Annotated in this window: 14 protein-coding genes and 1 pseudogene; 8 read left to right on the top strand and 7 right to left on the bottom strand. The window is 59.9% G+C overall.

Features of this window, described 5'->3' with window-relative positions:
• The 3 genes and pseudogenes from ACA071_RS14370 to ACA071_RS14360 all read left to right on the top strand — a co-directional run bounded on the left by ACA071_RS14370 (position 1) and on the right by ACA071_RS14360 (position 3,091).
• Positions 1 to 1,407 (top strand): DUF1254 domain-containing protein, encoded by a 1,407-nt coding sequence (locus tag ACA071_RS14370; RefSeq protein WP_497644949.1) that lies wholly within the window; start codon positions 1 to 3, stop codon positions 1,405 to 1,407.
• Between the two features lie 86 nt (positions 1,408 to 1,493).
• Positions 1,494 to 1,880: pseudogene (locus ACA071_RS14365) on the top strand (transporter); the annotation flags it as partial.
• A gap of 188 nt (positions 1,881 to 2,068) precedes the next feature.
• Positions 2,069 to 3,091 (top strand): HAD family hydrolase, encoded by a 1,023-nt coding sequence (locus tag ACA071_RS14360; RefSeq protein ID WP_497644948.1) that lies wholly within the window; start codon positions 2,069 to 2,071, stop codon positions 3,089 to 3,091.
• Positions 3,092 to 3,404: 313 nt separating this feature from the next.
• Here ACA071_RS14360 and ACA071_RS14355 read toward each other — a convergent pair whose 3' ends face one another.
• Positions 3,405 to 4,076 carry a DUF3313 domain-containing protein gene (locus tag ACA071_RS14355; RefSeq protein WP_497644947.1) on the bottom strand — a complete coding sequence of 224 codons (672 nt, stop codon included), beginning with the start codon at positions 4,074 to 4,076 and terminating at the stop codon, positions 3,405 to 3,407.
• Between the two features lie 217 nt (positions 4,077 to 4,293).
• On the opposite strand from ACA071_RS14355, the gene ACA071_RS14350 reads away from it, so the two are divergent.
• Positions 4,294 to 6,654 carry a tetratricopeptide repeat protein gene (locus tag ACA071_RS14350; protein ID WP_497644946.1) on the top strand — a complete coding sequence of 787 codons (2,361 nt, stop codon included), beginning with the start codon at positions 4,294 to 4,296 and terminating at the stop codon, positions 6,652 to 6,654.
• Between the two features lie 159 nt (positions 6,655 to 6,813).
• Here ACA071_RS14350 and ACA071_RS14345 read toward each other — a convergent pair whose 3' ends face one another.
• The 3 genes from ACA071_RS14345 to nirA all read right to left on the bottom strand — a co-directional run bounded on the left by ACA071_RS14345 (position 6,814) and on the right by nirA (position 10,223).
• Entirely contained in the window at positions 6,814 to 7,782 is a 969-nt protein-coding gene (locus ACA071_RS14345; RefSeq protein WP_497644945.1) for a hypothetical protein, read from the bottom strand.
• A gap of 291 nt (positions 7,783 to 8,073) precedes the next feature.
• Positions 8,074 to 8,553 (bottom strand): DUF934 domain-containing protein, encoded by a 480-nt coding sequence (locus ACA071_RS14340; RefSeq protein WP_497644944.1) that lies wholly within the window; start codon positions 8,551 to 8,553, stop codon positions 8,074 to 8,076.
• The gene (gene nirA, locus ACA071_RS14335; RefSeq protein ID WP_497644943.1) at positions 8,550 to 10,223 is read right to left on the bottom strand and encodes a nitrite reductase NirA; all 1,674 of its coding nucleotides are present in this window, start codon (positions 10,221 to 10,223) and stop codon (positions 8,550 to 8,552) included. The genes ACA071_RS14340 and nirA overlap by 4 nt, the downstream gene beginning before the upstream one ends.
• 408 nt (positions 10,224 to 10,631) lie before the next feature.
• On the opposite strand from nirA, the gene ccoN reads away from it, so the two are divergent.
• Complete coding sequence (gene ccoN, locus ACA071_RS14330; protein ID WP_497644942.1) at positions 10,632 to 12,059, top strand: cytochrome-c oxidase, cbb3-type subunit I; 1,428 nt, start codon at positions 10,632 to 10,634, stop codon at positions 12,057 to 12,059.
• 8 nt (positions 12,060 to 12,067) lie between these two features.
• Positions 12,068 to 12,289: a cbb3-type cytochrome c oxidase subunit 3 gene (locus tag ACA071_RS14325; RefSeq protein WP_497644941.1), complete on the top strand. Its 222-nt coding sequence runs from the start codon at positions 12,068 to 12,070 to the stop codon at positions 12,287 to 12,289.
• Positions 12,290 to 12,697: 408 nt separating this feature from the next.
• Here the strand turns inward: ACA071_RS14325 and ACA071_RS14320 are convergent, their stop codons facing one another.
• Entirely contained in the window at positions 12,698 to 13,192 is a 495-nt protein-coding gene (locus tag ACA071_RS14320) for a hypothetical protein (RefSeq protein ID WP_497644940.1), read from the bottom strand.
• A 70-nt stretch (positions 13,193 to 13,262) separates the two neighbouring features.
• Positions 13,263 to 14,030: a helix-turn-helix domain-containing protein gene (locus ACA071_RS14315; protein WP_497644939.1), complete on the bottom strand. Its 768-nt coding sequence runs from the start codon at positions 14,028 to 14,030 to the stop codon at positions 13,263 to 13,265.
• A gap of 79 nt (positions 14,031 to 14,109) precedes the next feature.
• On the opposite strand from ACA071_RS14315, the gene ACA071_RS14310 reads away from it, so the two are divergent.
• Complete coding sequence (locus ACA071_RS14310) at positions 14,110 to 14,802, top strand: aspartate/glutamate racemase family protein (protein ID WP_497644938.1); 693 nt, start codon at positions 14,110 to 14,112, stop codon at positions 14,800 to 14,802.
• Position 14,803: 1 nt separating this feature from the next.
• Here the strand turns inward: ACA071_RS14310 and ACA071_RS14305 are convergent, their stop codons facing one another.
• A complete protein-coding gene (locus tag ACA071_RS14305; RefSeq protein ID WP_497644937.1) occupies positions 14,804 to 15,325 on the bottom strand; it encodes a GNAT family N-acetyltransferase in 522 nt (173 codons plus the stop codon).
• Between the two features lie 202 nt (positions 15,326 to 15,527).
• On the opposite strand from ACA071_RS14305, the gene ACA071_RS14300 reads away from it, so the two are divergent.
• Positions 15,528 to 18,446: a hypothetical protein gene (locus ACA071_RS14300; protein ID WP_497644936.1), complete on the top strand. Its 2,919-nt coding sequence runs from the start codon at positions 15,528 to 15,530 to the stop codon at positions 18,444 to 18,446.
• The last annotated feature ends 247 nt before the right edge of the window (positions 18,447 to 18,693 follow it).

Raw genomic sequence — 18,693 nt, 5'->3', positions numbered from 1 at the left:
ATGCGTTTTGAAAAAGCCCCACGCCTGATACTCACCAGTCTCTCAATCCTGCTGAGTGGCAGCGCCTGGGCCAACTTCACCGCCGCCCCGGAAGAAGCCCGGGGCATCGCCAAGGAAGCCTACCTGTACGGTTTCCCGGTGGTGGAGATGTACAAAACCCTCTACTCCCAGGCCGTGGACACCACGAGCGCGAATTTCAAGGCGCCGTTCAATCAGATCGGCAACACCGCCAAGGCCTTCACCGCCAAGGACACCGCGTTTGTCACGCCGAATGCCGACACGCCCTACTCCTTCATCTGGATGGACCTGCGCGCCGAACCGCTGGTACTGACCCTGCCGCCGATTGAAGAGCACCGCTACTATTCCGTGCAGTTGATCGACATCTATACGCAGAACTTTGCCTACCTGGGCACCCGCAGCACCGGCAACAATGGCGGGCATTTCATGATTGCCGGGCCGAACTGGCAGGGCCAGCAACCGGTGGAAATGGATCGGCTGGTGCGCAGCGAAAGCAACATCGCCTATGCGCTGTACCGCACGCAGTTGTTCGACGAAAAAGACCTGGGCAAGGTCAAGCAGATCCAGAAAGGCTACAAGGTCGAAACCTTGAGCCATTACGTCAAACAAAAAGCCCCGCTCGCAGCCCCGGAAGTCGCCTGGCCCAAACCCACGCCGACCATGAGCGACACCCCGGACCTGTTCCGCTACCTGAACTTCATGCTCGCCTTCGCCCCGGCCCAGGACGCGGAAAAAGACTTGCTGGCACGTTTCGCGAAAATCGGTATCGAGGCCGGCGAGCCGTTCAAGCTCACGGACTTCACCGCCGATCAGCGCCAGGCCCTTGAAGATGGCATCAGCGACGCCAAGGCTGAATTCACCGACTTCAAGAAAACCAAAGTAGACACTCACCAGGTCACCAGCGGCGACTTCTTCGGTACTCGCGATCACCTCAACGGCAACTACTTGTACCGCTATGCCGGCGCCAACATGGGGATCTTCGGCAACTCCGCGGAAGAGGCGAATTACATCGGTTACTTCGTCGACAAGGACGGTCAACCGGTGGACGCCTCGAAACACGACTACACCCTGCATTTCGACAAGGACGCCCTGCCCCCGGCCGATGCGTTCTGGTCCCTGACGATGTACGACAGCAAGAACAAATTGCTGGTGGCCAACCCGCTGAACCGCTACCTGATCAACTCGCGGATGCTGCCCAGCCTCAAGCTCGATGCCGACGGTGGCTTGACCCTTTACGTACAGCGCAAGCCCCCCGCCAACGACTTGCAAAGCAACTGGCTGCCAGCGCCGGATGGCCCGTTCTACGGCATTTTGCGCCTGTACCTGCCAAAACCGGAAGTCGCCAGTGGCCAGTGGCAAATGCCGCTGCTCAATAAAGTCGGGCAATAAGTCATCAGCCGTAGTCCAGAACATTGCAGGAGCAAAAAATACGTTTGAAGACATCAAGACAGGGATTGATGGCCTGCCCCTGGACCTTCGACGGCACCAAACATAACGGCGGAATGGCCGACACCCATTTTGTACTGGTGCACAACCTGTTCGACGGCAAAGCGCTGCCCAAGGAAGAGTTCGCCAACTGGCCCCCGGAAACCTTCCTCTTCGGCGCGCTGTGGATCACCGCCCCGACCGGGGATTACGACGTTGTCGGCTTAGCTTGATGCGACTTACAACCGGGGCGGCGAAACCAAAATCAACGGTGGCTGGTAGGACAACAAACAGGAAAAAGGCCTCTTCGGCGCCTGTGTCGGTTTCATGCTGTCGCCGCAGTTTGACGGGATGATCGCTTACTCGGATACGGTTTCGAGCGCACCGGTTCACCGGACGTCAACACCTGGACCTTGCGCCTACAGTACGCCTGGTAACGGAGCCGGACCAATGACAACAATATGGATGCGCACCCACCTGACCCTCTGCGGGGCGACGCTCAGCGGCATGGCCTGCGCCAGCTCAAGCAATCCTTGGCTACGCTGCACTCTCAAACCCTGCATCGAAAGGCCCCGGCGCGTCCCGCGTTACGGCCACTCAACCCCGTTCACGAGAAGGATGTCCCATGACTAACCCGCTATCGATCCGCCACCGCTACGGGCTGACCCTGCTGCTGACCCTGGCACTGCCACTGCTGGCCCAGGCCAACGAACCCCTGCCTTCGTGGAACGACGGCCCGGCGAAGAAGAGCATCATCGAGTTCGTCCAGGCGGTCACCGATCAGAGCAGCAAAGACTTCGTCAAACCCGACGAACGCATCGCCGTGTTCGACAACGACGGCACGCTGTGGAGCGAGCAACCGGCGTATTTCGAGTTGCTGTTCGCCTTCGACGAGGTCAAGCGCACCGCGCCGCAGCACCCGGAATGGAAAACCACCCAGCCATTCAAAGCCGTGCTGGAAAATGATCACAAAGCCCTGGCCGCCGCAGGCATGGAGGGCTTGCTGAAAATCTTCGGTGCGACCCATACCGGCATGACCACCGAAGCCTTCGACGACTACGCCAAGACCTGGCTGACCCAGGCCCGCCATCCGAAAACCGGCAAGCCTTACACCGAGATGATCTTCCAGCCAATGCTGGAAATGCTCGATTACCTGCGCAGCCAACAATTCAAGACCTACATCGTGTCCGGCGGCGACACCGCGTTCATGCGCGCCTTCGCCGAGAAGGTCTATGGCATCCCGCCAGAGCAAGTGATCGGCACCACGTTCGTCACCGCCTACCAGCTCAAGGACGGCCAGCCGTCGATCCTGCGCACCGCCAAACTGGCGCATAACGACGATGGCCCGGGCAAACCGGAATCCATCGATGCAGTGATTGGCCGGCGACCTATCCTCGCCTTCGGCAACTCCGACGGCGACCTGCAAATGCTGCAGTGGACCGCCGCCGGGCCCGGCAAACGCTTCATGGGCCTGGTGCATCACACCGACGCCAAACGCGAATGGGCCTACGACCGCCAATCCCAGATCGGCAAGCTGGACAAGGCGCTGGACGAAGCAAAATCCCGTGGCTGGACTATCGTGGACATGGCTGCCGAATGGCGCCGGGTCTACCCGTTCGAGGCCGCCACTCCCGAGCAAGTGCAATAACAAAAGCGATGCCGGGTTCAACGAGCGGGTGAACGCGCACCGCCAGCGCTTGATGCAGTTTTATCGAGCGAGTTTGCATGCCTATGACGGGGATCGGGATGCCTGGGCGCGGGACATTGCTGACGTGATGCGTGGGGATGGGGGGAATCCGTATTATCGATGGTTTGTCGGGGAGTGCCCCCCCCAGCTGATCGTTCCCACGCTCCGCGTGGGAATGCAGCCCGGGACGCTCTGCGTCCCATTGGAACGCGGAGCGTCCCTTGAGGCATTCCCACGCAGAGCGTGGGAACGATCTGTATACGATCTGTGGGGGCTACTTGGACTTGAGTTTCAGATACGACTGATGCAAATCCGAAGCCCAACCATCGATCACGCTTTTTACGTCATCGGCCTTCATCACCTGAGAGTCGTTCTCCAGCGGTTTGCCGGTGCCTTTGCGCACTACCTGGGCCACAACCGTGTTGTTACCACCATCGAGGAACACCGCTTCCGTCGCCAGGGTGGTTTCCTGATCCCGAATCCCGCTGGCCGTACTGACCGCCGCCGCCACCAGCGCAATCGGGATCACTTCATACGGCTTGAGGCCTTCGGTCTTGCTGCTGACGGCGGTAATGGCCGCGCGCACCACGATCACGCCTGGCCCTGGACCTGCGGCCAATGGCAAGGATTTACCCAGTTCGCGCTTGAGCGCCTGGTCGTAGTAACCGGTGATGCCATTAAGCGTGGCCTGGGGAATTTTCACCGTGGCTTGCGGCTTGGGATAGAGCTGGGTCGGCTCGATGTAGACGCTGGTGAATTTATCGATTTTGAGTTTCGGGTCCATCCAGCGCATGACCTCGGCACCCGACGGCGACTTGGCTTCCTTGAGCTGGCTATAGTCCTTGAGAAACCCCGAATACTGGTCGGGTTCGACCACTTTACTGGAGCAGCCGACCACCCCGATCGAGGCGATGCACAGTGTGCTCATCATTAACGCAAGCTTCATGCTGTAACTCCTGTAAGAGGGTCGATAACGCGACGGGAAGCGCACAGGTAGTTATAGCCAAATATCAATAATCTGCCGTCATCATCATCGAAGATTCATCTAAGGCTGTGGCTCAGCGCACAAAGCCCATTTGACAGACGCTTACCATCCGGCAACGCTGCATTGAGCTTCAAAGCGCGCCCTGAACGGCCAACGCACTCGGACTACGGAAGTCGCAATGCCGAAGCATAAAAATAAAGCTGTAAACCCAACCCCTGATTCGCGCCCGACCCTGATGAACCGCTACCTCTTTCCCGTGACCATCGGCGTATTGCTGCTGGCCGTGGCGGCGATTGGCTGGTTTCTGTTCCAGAGCAGCGCCCCCGCCCCGCTCAAGCCTGTAGCGGTCAAAGCGCCTGTCGCGCAACCAGTCAAACCCGTGGTGGCTGCGGCGCCGGCGACGATGGTTGATGAGCAGCAATGCCAGGGCTGCCACACCGAACAGGTCAAGGACTGGCAAGGCTCCCATCACCAATTGGCGATGCAGCCGGCCACCGCCGACACGATGCTGGGCGACTTCAACAACGTCACCTTCAAGGCGGAAAAAGAGACCACTGTGTTCTCGCGCAAGGGTGACGAGTTCTGGGTCAACACCCCTGGGGTCGACGGCAAGAACGCTGACTTCATGGTCGCCTACACCTTCGGCATCGCGCCGCTTCAGCAATACCTGATCGAGGTCGGCGAAGGTCGCTTGCAGGCCCTCGGTGTGGCCTGGGATACCGAGAAGCACCGCTGGTTTCATCTCTATCCGGGCCAGGGGGTGAACTTCAAGAACCCGCTGCACTGGAGCAAGCCGAGCCAGAACGCCAACTTCATGTGCGTCGAGTGCCACACCACCGGTTACAAGCGCAATTTCGATGCGGTAAAAAACACCTTTGAGAGTCACTGGAACAGTCTCGGCGTCGGTTGCCAGGCGTGCCACGGTCCGGCCTCAACTCACCTGGAATGGACGGCAAAAAAAACTGATCTGATCCACGCCGGTTTTGCCGTCGATCTCAAGGACAAGAACGCCACCGTCGAGCTCGAAACCTGCGCCCGCTGCCACTCGCGCCGCGCGCCGCTGGGCGATGGCTACACCGTCGGCAAGCGCTTGATGGACGACTATCTCCCAAGCGCCTTGACCCGTGAGCTGTACGCGCTGGACGGCAAGATCAAAGACGAAGTGTTCGAACACGGCTCCTTCGCCCAAAGCAAAATGTTCGACAAAGGCGTGCGCTGCAGCAACTGCCACAACCCCCACAGCACTGAACTCAAGGCGCCGGGCAACGGCGTGTGCCTGCAATGCCACAACACCGCTGGCAAGACTGCGGTGGAAGGTGTCGATGGCAAGGGCTTGCAGGCGAAGAACTACGATTCCATCGAACACACCCGTCACACCATGGGTCAGCCGGGTTCGCAATGCGTGGATTGCCACATGCCGGGCAAGTTCTACATGGGCAATGACTTCCGGCATGACCACAGCTTCAGCATTCCCAACCCCGAGCGAGCGGCGAAACTCGGGACGCCGGATGCGTGCCTGACCTGCCACCAAGGCAAGGCCGGGGACAAGGTGACCGAGCAGTTCAAGCTTTGGAACAGCGCTTCGGCGTCTGCTGTTCAAGCACCGCGCTATGACGAAAGCCTGTGGCTGATCCGCAATGGTCAACCGGGGGCAGCGCAGGCCTTGTACGAGCAATTGCAGCGCAGCGACCTGCCGGCGATTCAACGGGCGACCCTGCTGGCCGAACTGCCGCTATACCCCAGCGAGCAAGCATTGAAACTGGCGACCCAGGACTTGAGCAACCCGGCGCCGCAAGTGCGCGAAAGCGCGGTGCGAGCGATCAGTGCGTTCCTGCCGCCAGCGGAGCGCGCTCCATTGCTGACGCCGTTGCTCGGTGACCCGGTGAAGGCGGTACGGATTGTTGCCGCTCGGGATCTGCTGAACGTGGCGCGTAATGGTTTGGGCCGTGCGCAGGCCAACTGGAACGCGGCCATCGCCGAGTACGAGGACGTGCAGAAAAACCTGGCGGAACGGGCCGAGGCCAACCTCAACCTGGCCATGCTCTATCAGGCCAGCGGGCGCACGGCGGACGTCGAGCCGCTGCTGCGCTCAGCCCTGAAACTTGACCCGGACTTCTATCCGGCACTGGTGACATTGGTGCAATGGCTGGAGGCCGGCGGGCGCGGTCCCGAGGCGCAAGCGCTGCTGGAACAGAGCATCAAGGAACACCCGGACGCGGCGTTGCTACTGCACACCCAGGGATTGTCGTTGATTCGTGCGGGTAAAACGGCGCAAGCCATGCCGCTGCTGCGCAAAGCCGCGACGCTGGAACCCCAGAGCGCGCAGTACGGTTATGTGCTGGCGGTGGCGCTGCATGACAGTGGCAAGGTTGATGAAGCGTGCGAGGAACTGGAAAGGTTGTTGAAGGTGCAGCCGGCGAATCGCAATGCGCGGTTGTCGCTGATCCAGTACTACCTGGAGAACGGCAAGGAGCCCAAGGCCCAGGTGTTATTGCAGGGTTGGAAGAAAATGAACATGGCGGATCCGGCGTTGAAATAACCCCCGTAGCAGCTGTCGAGCAACGCGAGGCTGCGTTCGGCGGCGAAGCCGTCGTAAAACCAGGTGCCACGGTTTTTCAGGTAGACCGCGTGCGCAGGGTTTACGACGGCTTCGCCGCCGAACGCAGCCTCGCGCTGCTCGGCAGCTGCTACAGGTTACTCACCAGGACGACCCACTCCTGGCCGCCAATTCCCGCCGACTATTGGCCCGCATCGCCTTGATCAACGACACCGTCCCCACCAGCAGAATCGCCGCGCCAAACAGGAAGTCGATGTTGTACAACTGAAAATCCTGCAACGGCCCCACCAGCATCACCCGGACCGCACCAATCCCGACCAACGTCGCCAGGAAATCAATCCCCGGTTCATCGCGGTAAAACACGTGCATCAGCGGCAGGCAAATCACCAGCAGCAACAGCAAAACGATCACCTTGAACGAGCCCTTGCGCTCGACACTGAACGCGCACTCATTGGTGCTGTAAGCCTTGTAATCCTCATCGCGCACCATTGAGTTCTTCTCGTTGATGTACTCCACGCGGTTGTATTTCTGGACCGGCATAAAGGTGTTCGACATCTCCATCAGCGTAGTGATGTGGCGGAAACGCAGGTCGATGCGTTCGTTGCCTTTGAGGTAATACAGCACCGGTTTGTAGCCGTAGCGGTAGGTGTCGAACGGAAACTCGGTGGCACGGCCCTGCACGCCGATGGGGCGCGACTCCAGTTCGGCGTAGGCACTTTTATTGTCGGCGGCGAGGTTGCGGCTCAGGGGTTTGATCCGCACCTGCTCGAGGAAGATCGGCGTGGCGCCGAACGACCATTGCAGCGGTTCCAAGCGCAGGCGCAATTCGTTGCGGCCCAGGTCATAGCGGTTGAAGGTGCGCTCGGAAACGATCACCGAGCCGCCGAGCATAAACTCGCCGCGCAGGTTGTTGGTGACGCGCAGGGTCAGTTGATCCTTGCCCAGGGACAGCGCATCGGCCGACGGTGGCGTGCCGCACCAAGCGGTGCTGTCATAGGCGCCGCCCAACTGCCCGCCGCGGTTTTCCTGGAACACGTAAAAGTAGCCAGCCCACAGGGTCAGCATCAGCAAAAATGCCGTCAGCCCTAAAATCTTCTTGCCGAAACTCACAACGCCAGACTCCCTTCTTGATTTCGTCCATGCAGCCAAAAAAACGGCCGATTGCGCGGACTTTACCAAAATGCCAGTACTGCCCCAAGCAAAAACCTCCCTAAACCCACTCCCCGTACCCCTGTAGCAGCTGTCGAGCAACGCGAGGCAGCGTCCGGCGGCGCAGCCGTCGCAAATCCTGCGCACGCGGTTTACTTGATACACCGCAGTGCATGGTTTTACGACGGCTGCGCCACCAAACGCTGCCGAACGCTGCCTCGCGTTGCTCGACAGCTGCTACAAAAAAAGAGTTCAGCGGCGTCTGAATAATGGGCGCGGCTCAATCACTGAGCGCCCATACAACACGCTCATCCCTGCCAGCCCCTTGAGCGCATCTTCGGCCGACTTGTCCTCACGCACCGCAAAGCTGTCAAACCCGCACTGACGCATATGGCTCAGTTGATCACGCAACACATCGCCAATCGCCCGCAATTCACCGGTCCAGCCCAGCCGGGTGCGCAACAGATAGGCCTGGCTGTACCCGCGACCATCACGAAAACTCGGAAAATCCAGCGCGATCAACGGCAGCAGGTTGAAGCAGGACTTCAGGCTTTCGACCTCATCGTCCGGCCCGAGCCAAACCCCGTTCCGAGTCGGTTCATCCAGCCAGCGGGCCAACGGCAGAATCAATCGCCCCGCAGGCCATTCAGCGTCGATATCCCGAACCAATGTCCACGGGTCATCACGATCAATCCGCGCCACACCCTCCTCCAGCCGCAACAGATTGTTCATGCCGGCACCTCCAGCACTTTCGGGTAGACCCGTTCCTTGAACGGCTCCAGGCCAATGCGCTGCACCGTGTCGACAAACAGTTCTTCGCTCTCGCGATAACGGACAAAGGTGCCGATGATTCGCTCAATCACATCAGGCACTTCAGCGGCGCTGAAGGACGGGCCGATGACTTTACCCAGCGCACTGTTTTTGCCCTGGGCACCGCCGAGGGTGATCTGGTACCACTCGCTGCCGTTCTTATCCACGCCGAGAATGCCAATGTTGCCGATGTGGTGGTGACCGCAGGCGTTCATGCAACCGGAGATGTTGAGGCTGATGTCGCCGAGATCGTGAAGGTAATCGAGGTCTTCGAAACGCCCCTGAATCGCTTGGGCGATGGGGATCGACTTGGCGTTGGCCAGCGCGCAAAAGTCACCGCCGGGGCAGGCGATGATGTCGGTCAGCAAGCCGATGTTGGCGCAGCCCAGCCCTTGGTCGCAGGCCAGGCACCACAAGGCATACAGGTCGGCCTTGGTCACGTCCGGCAGCACGATGTTCTGTTCGTGGGCGATGCGAATCTCGCCGAAACCAAACTGCTCGGACCAGTCCGCCACCGCCTCCATCTGCTCGGCGGTGACATCCCCCGGCGGTGAGGCGATGCCCGGTTTGGTCGAGAGCACGACGCTGGCATAGCCCGCCACTTTGTGCGGCTGCACGTTGCGCGCGACCCAACGGGCGAAGGCCGGGTTCTGCGCCAGGCGCGTGCCGAAATCCAGGTCGGTGCCGGCCAACGCTCGATAAACCGGCGGAACGAAGGCACTGGCGACCCGCTCATACTCGACATCGGTCAGTTGCGCCGGACCGTCCTTGAGATGCTGCCACTCCTCCTCGACTTCCTTGGCGAAGGCGTCGATGCCCAGGGCTTTCACCAGGATCTTGATCCGCGCCTTGTACTTGTTGTCCCGCCGACCGTGGCGGTTGTAGACCCGCAGCACAGCCTCGACGTAGGACAGCAAATGCTGCCACGGCAAGCCTTCGCGAATCTGCAAACCGAGGATCGGCGTGCGCCCCAGACCACCACCAACGATCACCCGCAGGAGCATTTGCCCGTCGCTGCCGGGGTAAAGATAGAGGCCGATGTCATGCATCATGATCGCCGCGCGGTCCTGTTTCGCCGAGCAGATGGCGATCTTGAATTTGCGTGGCAGGAACAGGAATTCCGGGTTGATGGTCGACCACTGCCGGAGGATTTCCGCCAGGGGGCGCGGGTCGATCAGCTCGTCCGCTGCGACCCCGGCGAAGGCTTCGGTGGTGATGTTGCGCACGCAGTTGCCAGAGGTCTGGATTGCGTGCATCTCCACCTGGGCCAGGCGTTCGAGGATGTCCGGCACCTGGGCCAGTTCGATCCAGTTGAACTGCATGTTCTGCCGGGTGGTGAAGTGGCCGTAGCCGCGATCATAGTCCCGGGCGATGCTCGCCAGGGTGCGCATCTGCCCGGCACTCAAGGTGCCATAGGGTATGGCGACCCGCAGCATATAGGCGTGTTTTTGCATATAGAGGCCGTTCTGCAGACGCAGCGGCAGAAACTCTTCTTCGCTCAGTTCACCGGCCATGAAGCGCTCAACCTGATCGCGAAACTGCGCAACCCGCTCGAACACCAGCGCCCGGTCATAGTCGTCGTACTGATACATGTGGCTGCCTCATCAGGGTGGATTCTTGTCCCCGTGTAGCAGCTGCCGAGCAACGCGAGGCAGCGTTCGGCGGCGCAGCCGTCGTGAAATCAGCCACCGCGGTGTTTCAGGTAGACCGCGATTGCAGGGTTTGCGACGGCTGCGCCGCCGAACGCTGCCTCGCGTTGCTCGGCAGCTGCTACACGGGGCTTTATGGCCGGGATGATGAACCTGCGGCGCAGCACGTTACAGACCCACCTGAACGCTAAAAAACCGTATCAGAGCGCAGCAGATGGCCGCAGGCATGCTCCGTATCTGATCCGCATAAATCGAGTTTTCCTGAGTCTGTTTTGTTTCCGGCAAGGTTTCTACAGTGCATCCCATGCCAGACCGGGTGGCCTGGCAAGACTTTGCATGGATGAACTGACCATGAGCACAGCAACAATCGCAGAGGCCTATAACTACAAGGTCGTCCGCCAATTCGTCGTGGCAACCATCGTCTGGGGTGTGGTCGGCATGGCCATGGGCGTATTTATCGCCTCGCAACTGGTGTGGCCCGAAATGAACCTCGACCTGCCGTGGACCACGTTCGGTCGCTTGCGCCCGCTGCACACCAGCCTGGTGATTTTCGGCTTTGCCGGCAGCGCCCAATTCGCCGCCAGTTACTACGCGGTACAGCGCACCTGCCAGGTGCGGCTGTACTCGGACAAACTCGCCGCGTTCACCTTCTGGGGCTGGCAATCGGTGATCGTCATCATGCTGATCACCCTGCCGCTGGGCTACACCACCACCAAGGAATACGCCGAGATCGAGTTCTCCGGCGCGGTGTGGATGACCGTGGTCTGGGTCGCCTACGCCATCGTGTTCTTCACCACCGTGGTGCAGCGCAAGACCAAGCATATCTACGTCGGCAACTGGTTTTTCGGCGCGTTCATCGTGGTGATCGCCATGCTGCACGTGGTCAATCACCTGTCGATACCGGTGGACTGGTTCAAGTCATACCCGGTGTATTCCGGGGCCACCGACGCCATGGTGCAGTGGTGGTACGGGCACAACGCGGTGGGCTTCTTCCTGACCACCGGGTTCCTCGGGATGATGTATTACTTCGTGCCGAAACAGGTGGGTCGGCCGGTGTATTCCTATCGCTTGTCGATCGTGCATTTCTGGGCGCTGATCACCCTGTACATCTGGGCCGGCCCGCACCACTTGCACTACACCGCGCTGCCGGACTGGGCGCAGTCCCTCGGCATGGCGATGTCGCTGATCCTGCTGGCGCCGAGCTGGGGCGGGATGATCAACGGCATGATGACGCTCTCGGGCGCGTGGCATAAATTGCGCACCGACCCAATCCTGCGTTTCCTGGTGCTGTCGCTGGCGTTCTACGGCATGTCCACGTTCGAAGGGCCGATGATGGCGATCAAGACGGTGAACGCCCTCTCCCACTACACCGACTGGACCATCGGCCACGTCCACGCCGGAGCGCTCGGCTGGGTGGCGATGATCACCTTCGGCGCGATTTACCACATGGTGCCGAAAGTCTTCGGCCGCGAGCAGATGTTCAGCACGCCGCTGATCAACTTGCACTTCTGGCTGGCAACCATCGGCACCGTGCTGTACATCGCCTCGATGTGGGTCAACGGCATCACCCAGGGCCTGATGTGGCGCGCGATCAACGACGACGGCACGCTGACCTACTCCTTCGTCGAAGCCTTGCAGGCCAGCCATCCGGGGTTCGTGGTGCGGTTTGCCGGCGGGGTGTTCTTCCTCAGCGGCATGTTGCTGATGGCCTACAACTGCTGGCGCACCGTGCGGGTGTCGGATGTGGCGATGGCCGAGCGTGAAGCGCAGATTGCCTGAGGGTTGAGATGATGGAGATGGTGTTGAATATTTTCGGGGTCGTCGGGTTCTGGCTGGCGATCGAGTATTGCCTGAAGCACCAGACACCCGAGAGCCTGGAGGATGCGAGCCTGATTCCGTTCGCCGATGACCCGGAGGTGGCGCGGCGGGTGGAGCTGGCGACGGGCAAGACCGTGAAAGCGGTGGCGCCGGAAGAGGCGAAGCCGGGGTGGGGCAACCTCGAAGTCTGACACCGATCGTTCCCACGCTCTGCGTGGGAATGCCTCAAGGGGCGCTCCGCGTTTCAGTGGGACGCAGAGCGTCCCGGGCTGCATTCCCACGCGGAGCGTGGGAACGATCAACGCGGAGCGTGGGAACGATCAACGCGGAGCGTGGGAACGATCAGTAGTCACAAGGCAGCAGGAAGATGCTCGTCCCTCAACGGCGGATTGATCTAGAATCCGCCCGTTGAAAACACACTGCCAGGAACGTTCGCGGAAACGGCACTTCTTGATCGTTCCCACGCTCTGCGTGGGAATGCCTCAAGGGACGCTCCGCGTTCCAATGGGACGCGGAGCGTCCCGGGCTGCATTCCCACGCGGAGCGTGGGAACGATCAACGTCGAGAGTCATTGAGGCCACACAGCGTCAGGAGTTCGATCAACCGCGCTCGCGGGGGATCAGGCTCTGCAGTTGCAACGCCAGGAAATCAGCATCAAAAGCGAAGGTGTCCGGGTCTTTCAGGCCGTTGGTCTTGCGCCATTGCCAACTGGTGGATGGCGGCAGGCAGACCAGCGAAATGCTGCCGTAACGCGCAGCGGTCAGGCCCATGACTGCCAATGAAATCTGGCCACTCGCGCCCATCACATCCGGCACGAACTCCACCGGTTTGCCGGCAATCACAATTGTCAGTTTCTCGGTCTTGAAGGTCGAGGTCTCGACCGCCACGCTCGGCCCGGACGCGACGTACAGCTCGCGGCTGACCTCCAGCAGGTTCGGTGCCTGGACCGGTTCCAGCCACTGCTGGATCTGATCGAACAGCTCACCAATGCGCGTCGCCCACACGGCCGATTGCGATTCAAACAATTGCTTCTTGTGCGCTTCGCTTTCTGCGTAGTGGCGAAGCATCTCGCCCAGTTGCCGTACGTCGTCCATTGCGGTGTTCCTTTGATTGAAGCGGTGCTGCGGACTTTGAGCATGGCAGAAGCGCGCTACCGGCGTACGACTAAAAGCGCGAGCGGTACTGGCTGGGGGTCATGGCCAGGTGTTTGCGAAAGGCACTGCCCATGTGTGACTGATGGGCGAAACCGGCGTCCAGGGCGATGCTGGCCAGGGGCAGGTCCGTTTGCTCGATCATCCGCCGCGCCGCTTGCAGGCGCACTTCGACCAGATACGCATGGGGCGTGAGGCCGATGGCTCGGGTGAAGTCGCGCAGAAATCGCAGCTCGTTGTGCCCGTAAGTGACGGCCAACTGCTCCAGGCTCAGGGGTTGATGGAACTGCTCGGCAATCTGCTCCAAAACCCGGCTGAACCCCTTGGGCGTAGCCCTTTGCGCGGTATCGGCTGGCACACTCGCCAGACCGACGAACGCCAGCGCCGCTTGTTCCAGGGCCAAACGGTCGGGTTGCGGATTGAACAGCAGGCGCCGCAACGTCCGCGCCAAGCCCAGCGCCGGACCGTGGCCCGCTGACTGCACGCGGTGGTTAACCGAAGGCAGGTGCTGACGGGCGAATTGTTCGTCCATCCGCAGCAGCAGGTATTCGCCGCCACCGGCAGATTCGGAAAACACCTCGACACCGACCGGGGTGTGCGCCAGTACGCCGGGCAATGTGTCAAAGTCCACCCGATGGTCGGAATCGATGGCATGCACGCCTTGCTGACGTTCCAGGGTCACGCCAAGCGTGTGCCATTGCGCCGGATCCCGCGCGCTGTAAGCCGCGCGCGGCAGCAGTTGCAGGCAGAGTTGATCGTCCAGCAGGCGTTGGCTCAGCATGTGAAATTTCCTGATAGATCGACGCTCGAATCCACGGGAGACTCTCTAACAAAGGGTTGCCATCAAACAGGAGCACAGCATGCGCACCATCGGTCTTATCGGCGGCATGAGCTGGGAGTCCAGCGCCGAGTACTATCGCCTTATCAACCAGCAGGTTCGCGACCGCCTCGGGCCGTTGCGTTCGGCGCAATTGCTAATGTACAGCGTCGACTTCGGGCCTGTCGAACAGGCCCAGCATGCCGGGCGCTGGGACGATGCGGCGGCGATTCTGGTGGATGCCGCGCGCAGACTGGAGGCTGGTGGCGCGGATTGTGTGGTGTTGTGTACCAACACGATGCACAAGGTGGCCGGGCAGATTCAGGCAGCGATCAGCATTCCGTTTTTGCACATCGCCGACCCGACCGGTCAGGCAGCAGTCGATGCCGGGGCGCTCAAGGTCGGCTTGCTGGGCACCGCGTTCACCATGGAGCAGGATTTCCTCAAGGATCGGTTGTCAGCCATGGGGCTGACGGTGCTGGTGCCGGGCGCCGAGGAACGCCAGGCGTTGCATCGGATCATTTATGACGAGTTGTGCGTCGGGGTAATCAGCGAGGCGTCACGCAAGGTGTATCAACAGGTCATCGAGTCGCTGACCACGCGTGGCGCCCAGGCGATCATCCTCGGTTGCACGGAAATCGGCATGTTGATCAAACCCGAGCACAGCCCCCTGCCCTTGCTCGACACCACCGAACTGCATGCGCAGGCGGCGGTGGCGTTTGCTTTGGGCGACTGACTCAACCGGCCTTGGGCGTGGAACGCAGGCGCGCCATGCTCAAGGCATCCACCAACACGCCGTCACGCACGGCATAGTCGCGAAACAGGCCTTCGTCTTCAAAGCCGAACTTGCGGTAGAGCCCGATAGCGGCTGCGTTATCGGCGTAGACCGAGAGTTCGACCCGGCGCAAATTCATCCAGTTGTCAGCAATGTCCAGTGCTGTCGCTAACAGTTTCGAGCCGACGCCTTTGCCTTGCCATTCCCCGGCGACGCACATGCCAATGCTGCCGGCATGGCTGCGGCGGATCCGCGAGAACTGCTCCAGCCCGATGTTACCGATGACTGCTCCCTGATACAGCGCCACCAGTTGCACCACCCGCTCGTTTTCCGGCATCAGGCGTTTGCGCCAGACTTCGGTGGACTGAAACGGCATTTGCAGCACCTGCCGGGTAATGGCCGGATCGTTGTAGAGCGCGGTGATACCGTCGATGTGGGCTTCGCTGAAGCGCTGGAGGGTGATGCTGGGGTCAGTGACGGGCATGATGATTCTTCCGTGAAGCGTGCATGGCCGCCCACTCTAAACCAAACCGCGATCTACCTGCATGGCAAGATCCTTGACGCAAGTATTGTGCAAGGCGCTATCAACTGACCACTCGTCGCCACTGTCAGATCTGACAGTAGGCAGCGCAACGCCATTTCTTGTGTGATACCTCCACCCTGTCCTGCGGCGAAGAGGTATCCCCATGAACAAGTTCCATCCGGTTGAATCCGAAACACCCAATGCCCCTCTGGCGTTGCGTCCGCCGTACTTTCCGTCCAGCACCACCCTGACCGACCCAGACCACTACGCTGGCGGGATTCCGATTCGTGCACTCGAAGGGGATCTGCAATGCATCGTCAGCGCCTGGCTCGCCATGGGCATCGGCGATAAAGTTGAGATGTATTGGCAGAGCCTCACCTCACCGGTTGTCAGTAAAACCATTGAGTTTGATCACGAACTGGATAAGCCGGTGGTGCTCTGGATCCCCCGCGAACACGTCCTGGACGGTGACGCGATGCCGGTGTTTTACCAGGTCACGCAAGGCACCCAGACACCGGAACGCTCGGAGCCGCTGGAAACCTACCTGGTCAAGACCACCCGCCCTGGCAACTATGACGACAGTCCCGAAGAAGGGCATTCCGGGTTCAATTACACCTTTATCACCGACGTCTCCGGGGGTGTCGACGCGGACATGGCCGACCGGGGCGTGCAAATGCGCATCGAGCCCTATGAACACAGGACCACGTTCGACCGCATCGTTTGCCGCTGGGGCAGTCAGGAAGTGATTTATTACCCGGTGACTCAGGCGCAGGTCGACGACCCGGTCAACAACCCGATCATCATCACCTTCACGCGCGCCGTGATCGAAGCTGCCGGTGACGGCACGCGGGTGGTCGTGACCTTTCAGGTCATCGACCGCGTCGATAACCGCCCGGATGAGCGCGCGCCGTGGGCCAAATTCGCCTACGTGAAGGTGGATCTGGACGGCAATCGGCTGGAGGCGCCGCTGGTACTGGTTGGGAGCAAACCGACCAATACCATCAACCTCGAAGATTTGCGCAACGACGATGTGAACGTGCGGGTCTACACCCGTGCCACGGACTTCGCGGTGGACGACACTGTCCGCCTGACCTGGACCGGCACCCCGGCCCAAGGCTCGCCGATCATCGTCGGGCCGCTGGTAAAACTGGTGGATTACGTGCCGTTTCACCTCGACTTCTTCATCCCCAACGCCGCCGTCAAAGCCATCGCCCAAGGGTTTGCCACGGTGTCCTACGTGCGCATCCGCAGCGGTGAGGCGGATCAGCCATCGAAAAACGCCAGCGTCAGCGTGGAGGGTGACATCAGCCGTTTGCCGGCACCGAGCGTGGTGCAAGCCCCCAACGGTACCCTGCCAGCCGACTCGCCTTACGCAACGATTTCCGTGGCGTATTACGAAGGTCGCAAACCCGGCGACCTGATCACCATTCATTGTCAGGGCAAACGCCCGGGCGGTGGCGAGACCTACTACCAGATCCCCATCATCGTCAGCGGCGAGCCCGTCGGCACACCCATCGAGCGCGGCCTGCCCGGCAGCGAAATCAGCCCCCTCAATGGCGGCACCTTGAAGATCTATTACACAGTAGCCAATGATGACGAACTGGCGGTGCGCAGCGAGCGTGATTCCCTGGTGCTGGAACTCAACGTCGGTGTGGCCCTGCCCGAGTTCCGCGCCCCCGATGTCACCGAAGCCGACAGCAAAGACGTGCTGTTACCGGAAAACGCCCCGACCGGCGCCAACATCACGGCCCGTTTCAACGACCCGGTGATCGAAACCCGCGCCAAAGATATCGTCGGCTTGCGCTGGGTAGGTTCTGTCACTGGCGCCCACCCACTGTACGAAATCCCGCTGACCATCCACACCGCCGGCAAACCGGTGCCGTTCTGGGTGGACCCGAGATACATTGGTCCGAACCTCAATGGCACAGTGACGGTGGATTATTACCTCAAGCGAGCGGGGGAACCGCTGCGTTTTTCTCGCGAGCGGGTATTGAGTATTGGCAGTGCGCGGCTGGAATTGACGCCGCCGACCCTGCTACCGCCGGCTGCCAGTCCGATTGATGTGCTGACTTATGCGAGTGGCGTGAACGTACGAGTGACGTTTGCTGGCGATCCGGGTGACAAGGCATTACTCAAAGAGATCAACGCCGCACCGGGTGCCGTGCCGTTTCCGGAGCAGGAGTTCAGTGCGGGGCAATCAGACTTTGTTCTCAGTTCGGCGTTTTTGGCGGCGCGGCAGGGAAAGGATATTGAGCTGACCTGGGTGTTGATCCGCAGCGGTGCGCCCGTTTCGGAATCGCTGCCCCTGGGGTTGCGGGTGATCCGGATTGAGGATGGAGACCAGAGATTACCGGCTCCTGTAATTCCCGAAGCCGAAAAGGGCGAGGAGCTAGATCTCAGCACCTTTCCTGGCGACGCAACCGTTACAGTCCGCCCATGGCTATTTATTGAGGTGGGGCAGAGATACGATCTATATGTCGAGGGAATAAAAGAAAATGATGAGAAATACACGATAACGGTTGCAGAGAATCAGTCCATTACTGAAAGCGACCGAACAAATGGTCTGAGAAAACCACTATTGCGCAGCGAATTAACCAAACTAAAAAACATCAGCGATATTCGGGTCAGACTGGAATTAAAACTTATTAATCACGGTGTTCCACTGCCCACACTCACTTTCCCTGAGACCACGTTGAGACTAATCATGAATTCTTCGATAGAAATAGACTTTACAGATTTTGAGAGTGGATTGAATGGTTGGGAGATTTTGACCACAGGTTCTATCGTGAGTGAATCGGGCAACAAGTTCTTCACAAGTACCGGCTTGGGTATAAGAAAAACATTTCAGTTTGAGCCTGGCCTTTACAAGATAAACTGCAAGGCCAGATTTAAAGGAACTTGGGATGGCTACAGAATCGGATTTTCTTATGAAAAGTATGTCAACTGCATACTCCCCACGGCGGCATGGGATGATTATGCGCTGTATTTTTATTTCACTGGCTCCACAACATTAGCGCTACAAACTGTCGGCTGGAGTACAACTTTTGACGTCGACGACATTCGAATCACAAAAATAAATTAAATTAAAAAATGCAGACCGCAAAAGGGGGCGCATCTATTTAACGTGCTGTACGTAGGCCCCTGTAGCTGCCGAAGGCTGCGATCTTATGATCTTGATTTTCAGGGGCAAGATCAAAAGATCGCAGCCTTCGACAGCGCCTACGGGATCGGGGTCATGCCTGGAAAACGCCTACAGGAAAAGCAGCTGTTTCGGGCGTTGCGTTGGTTGACTGCCCTGCCCTCTCTCCCTATCCTCGCGCCTGTCACGA

It is taken from the genome of Pseudomonas sp. LBUM1646 (genome assembly GCF_059716165.1).
Note: the sequence above shows the minus strand (reverse complement) of the source record. Positions and strands in the feature narration are given on the sequence as shown.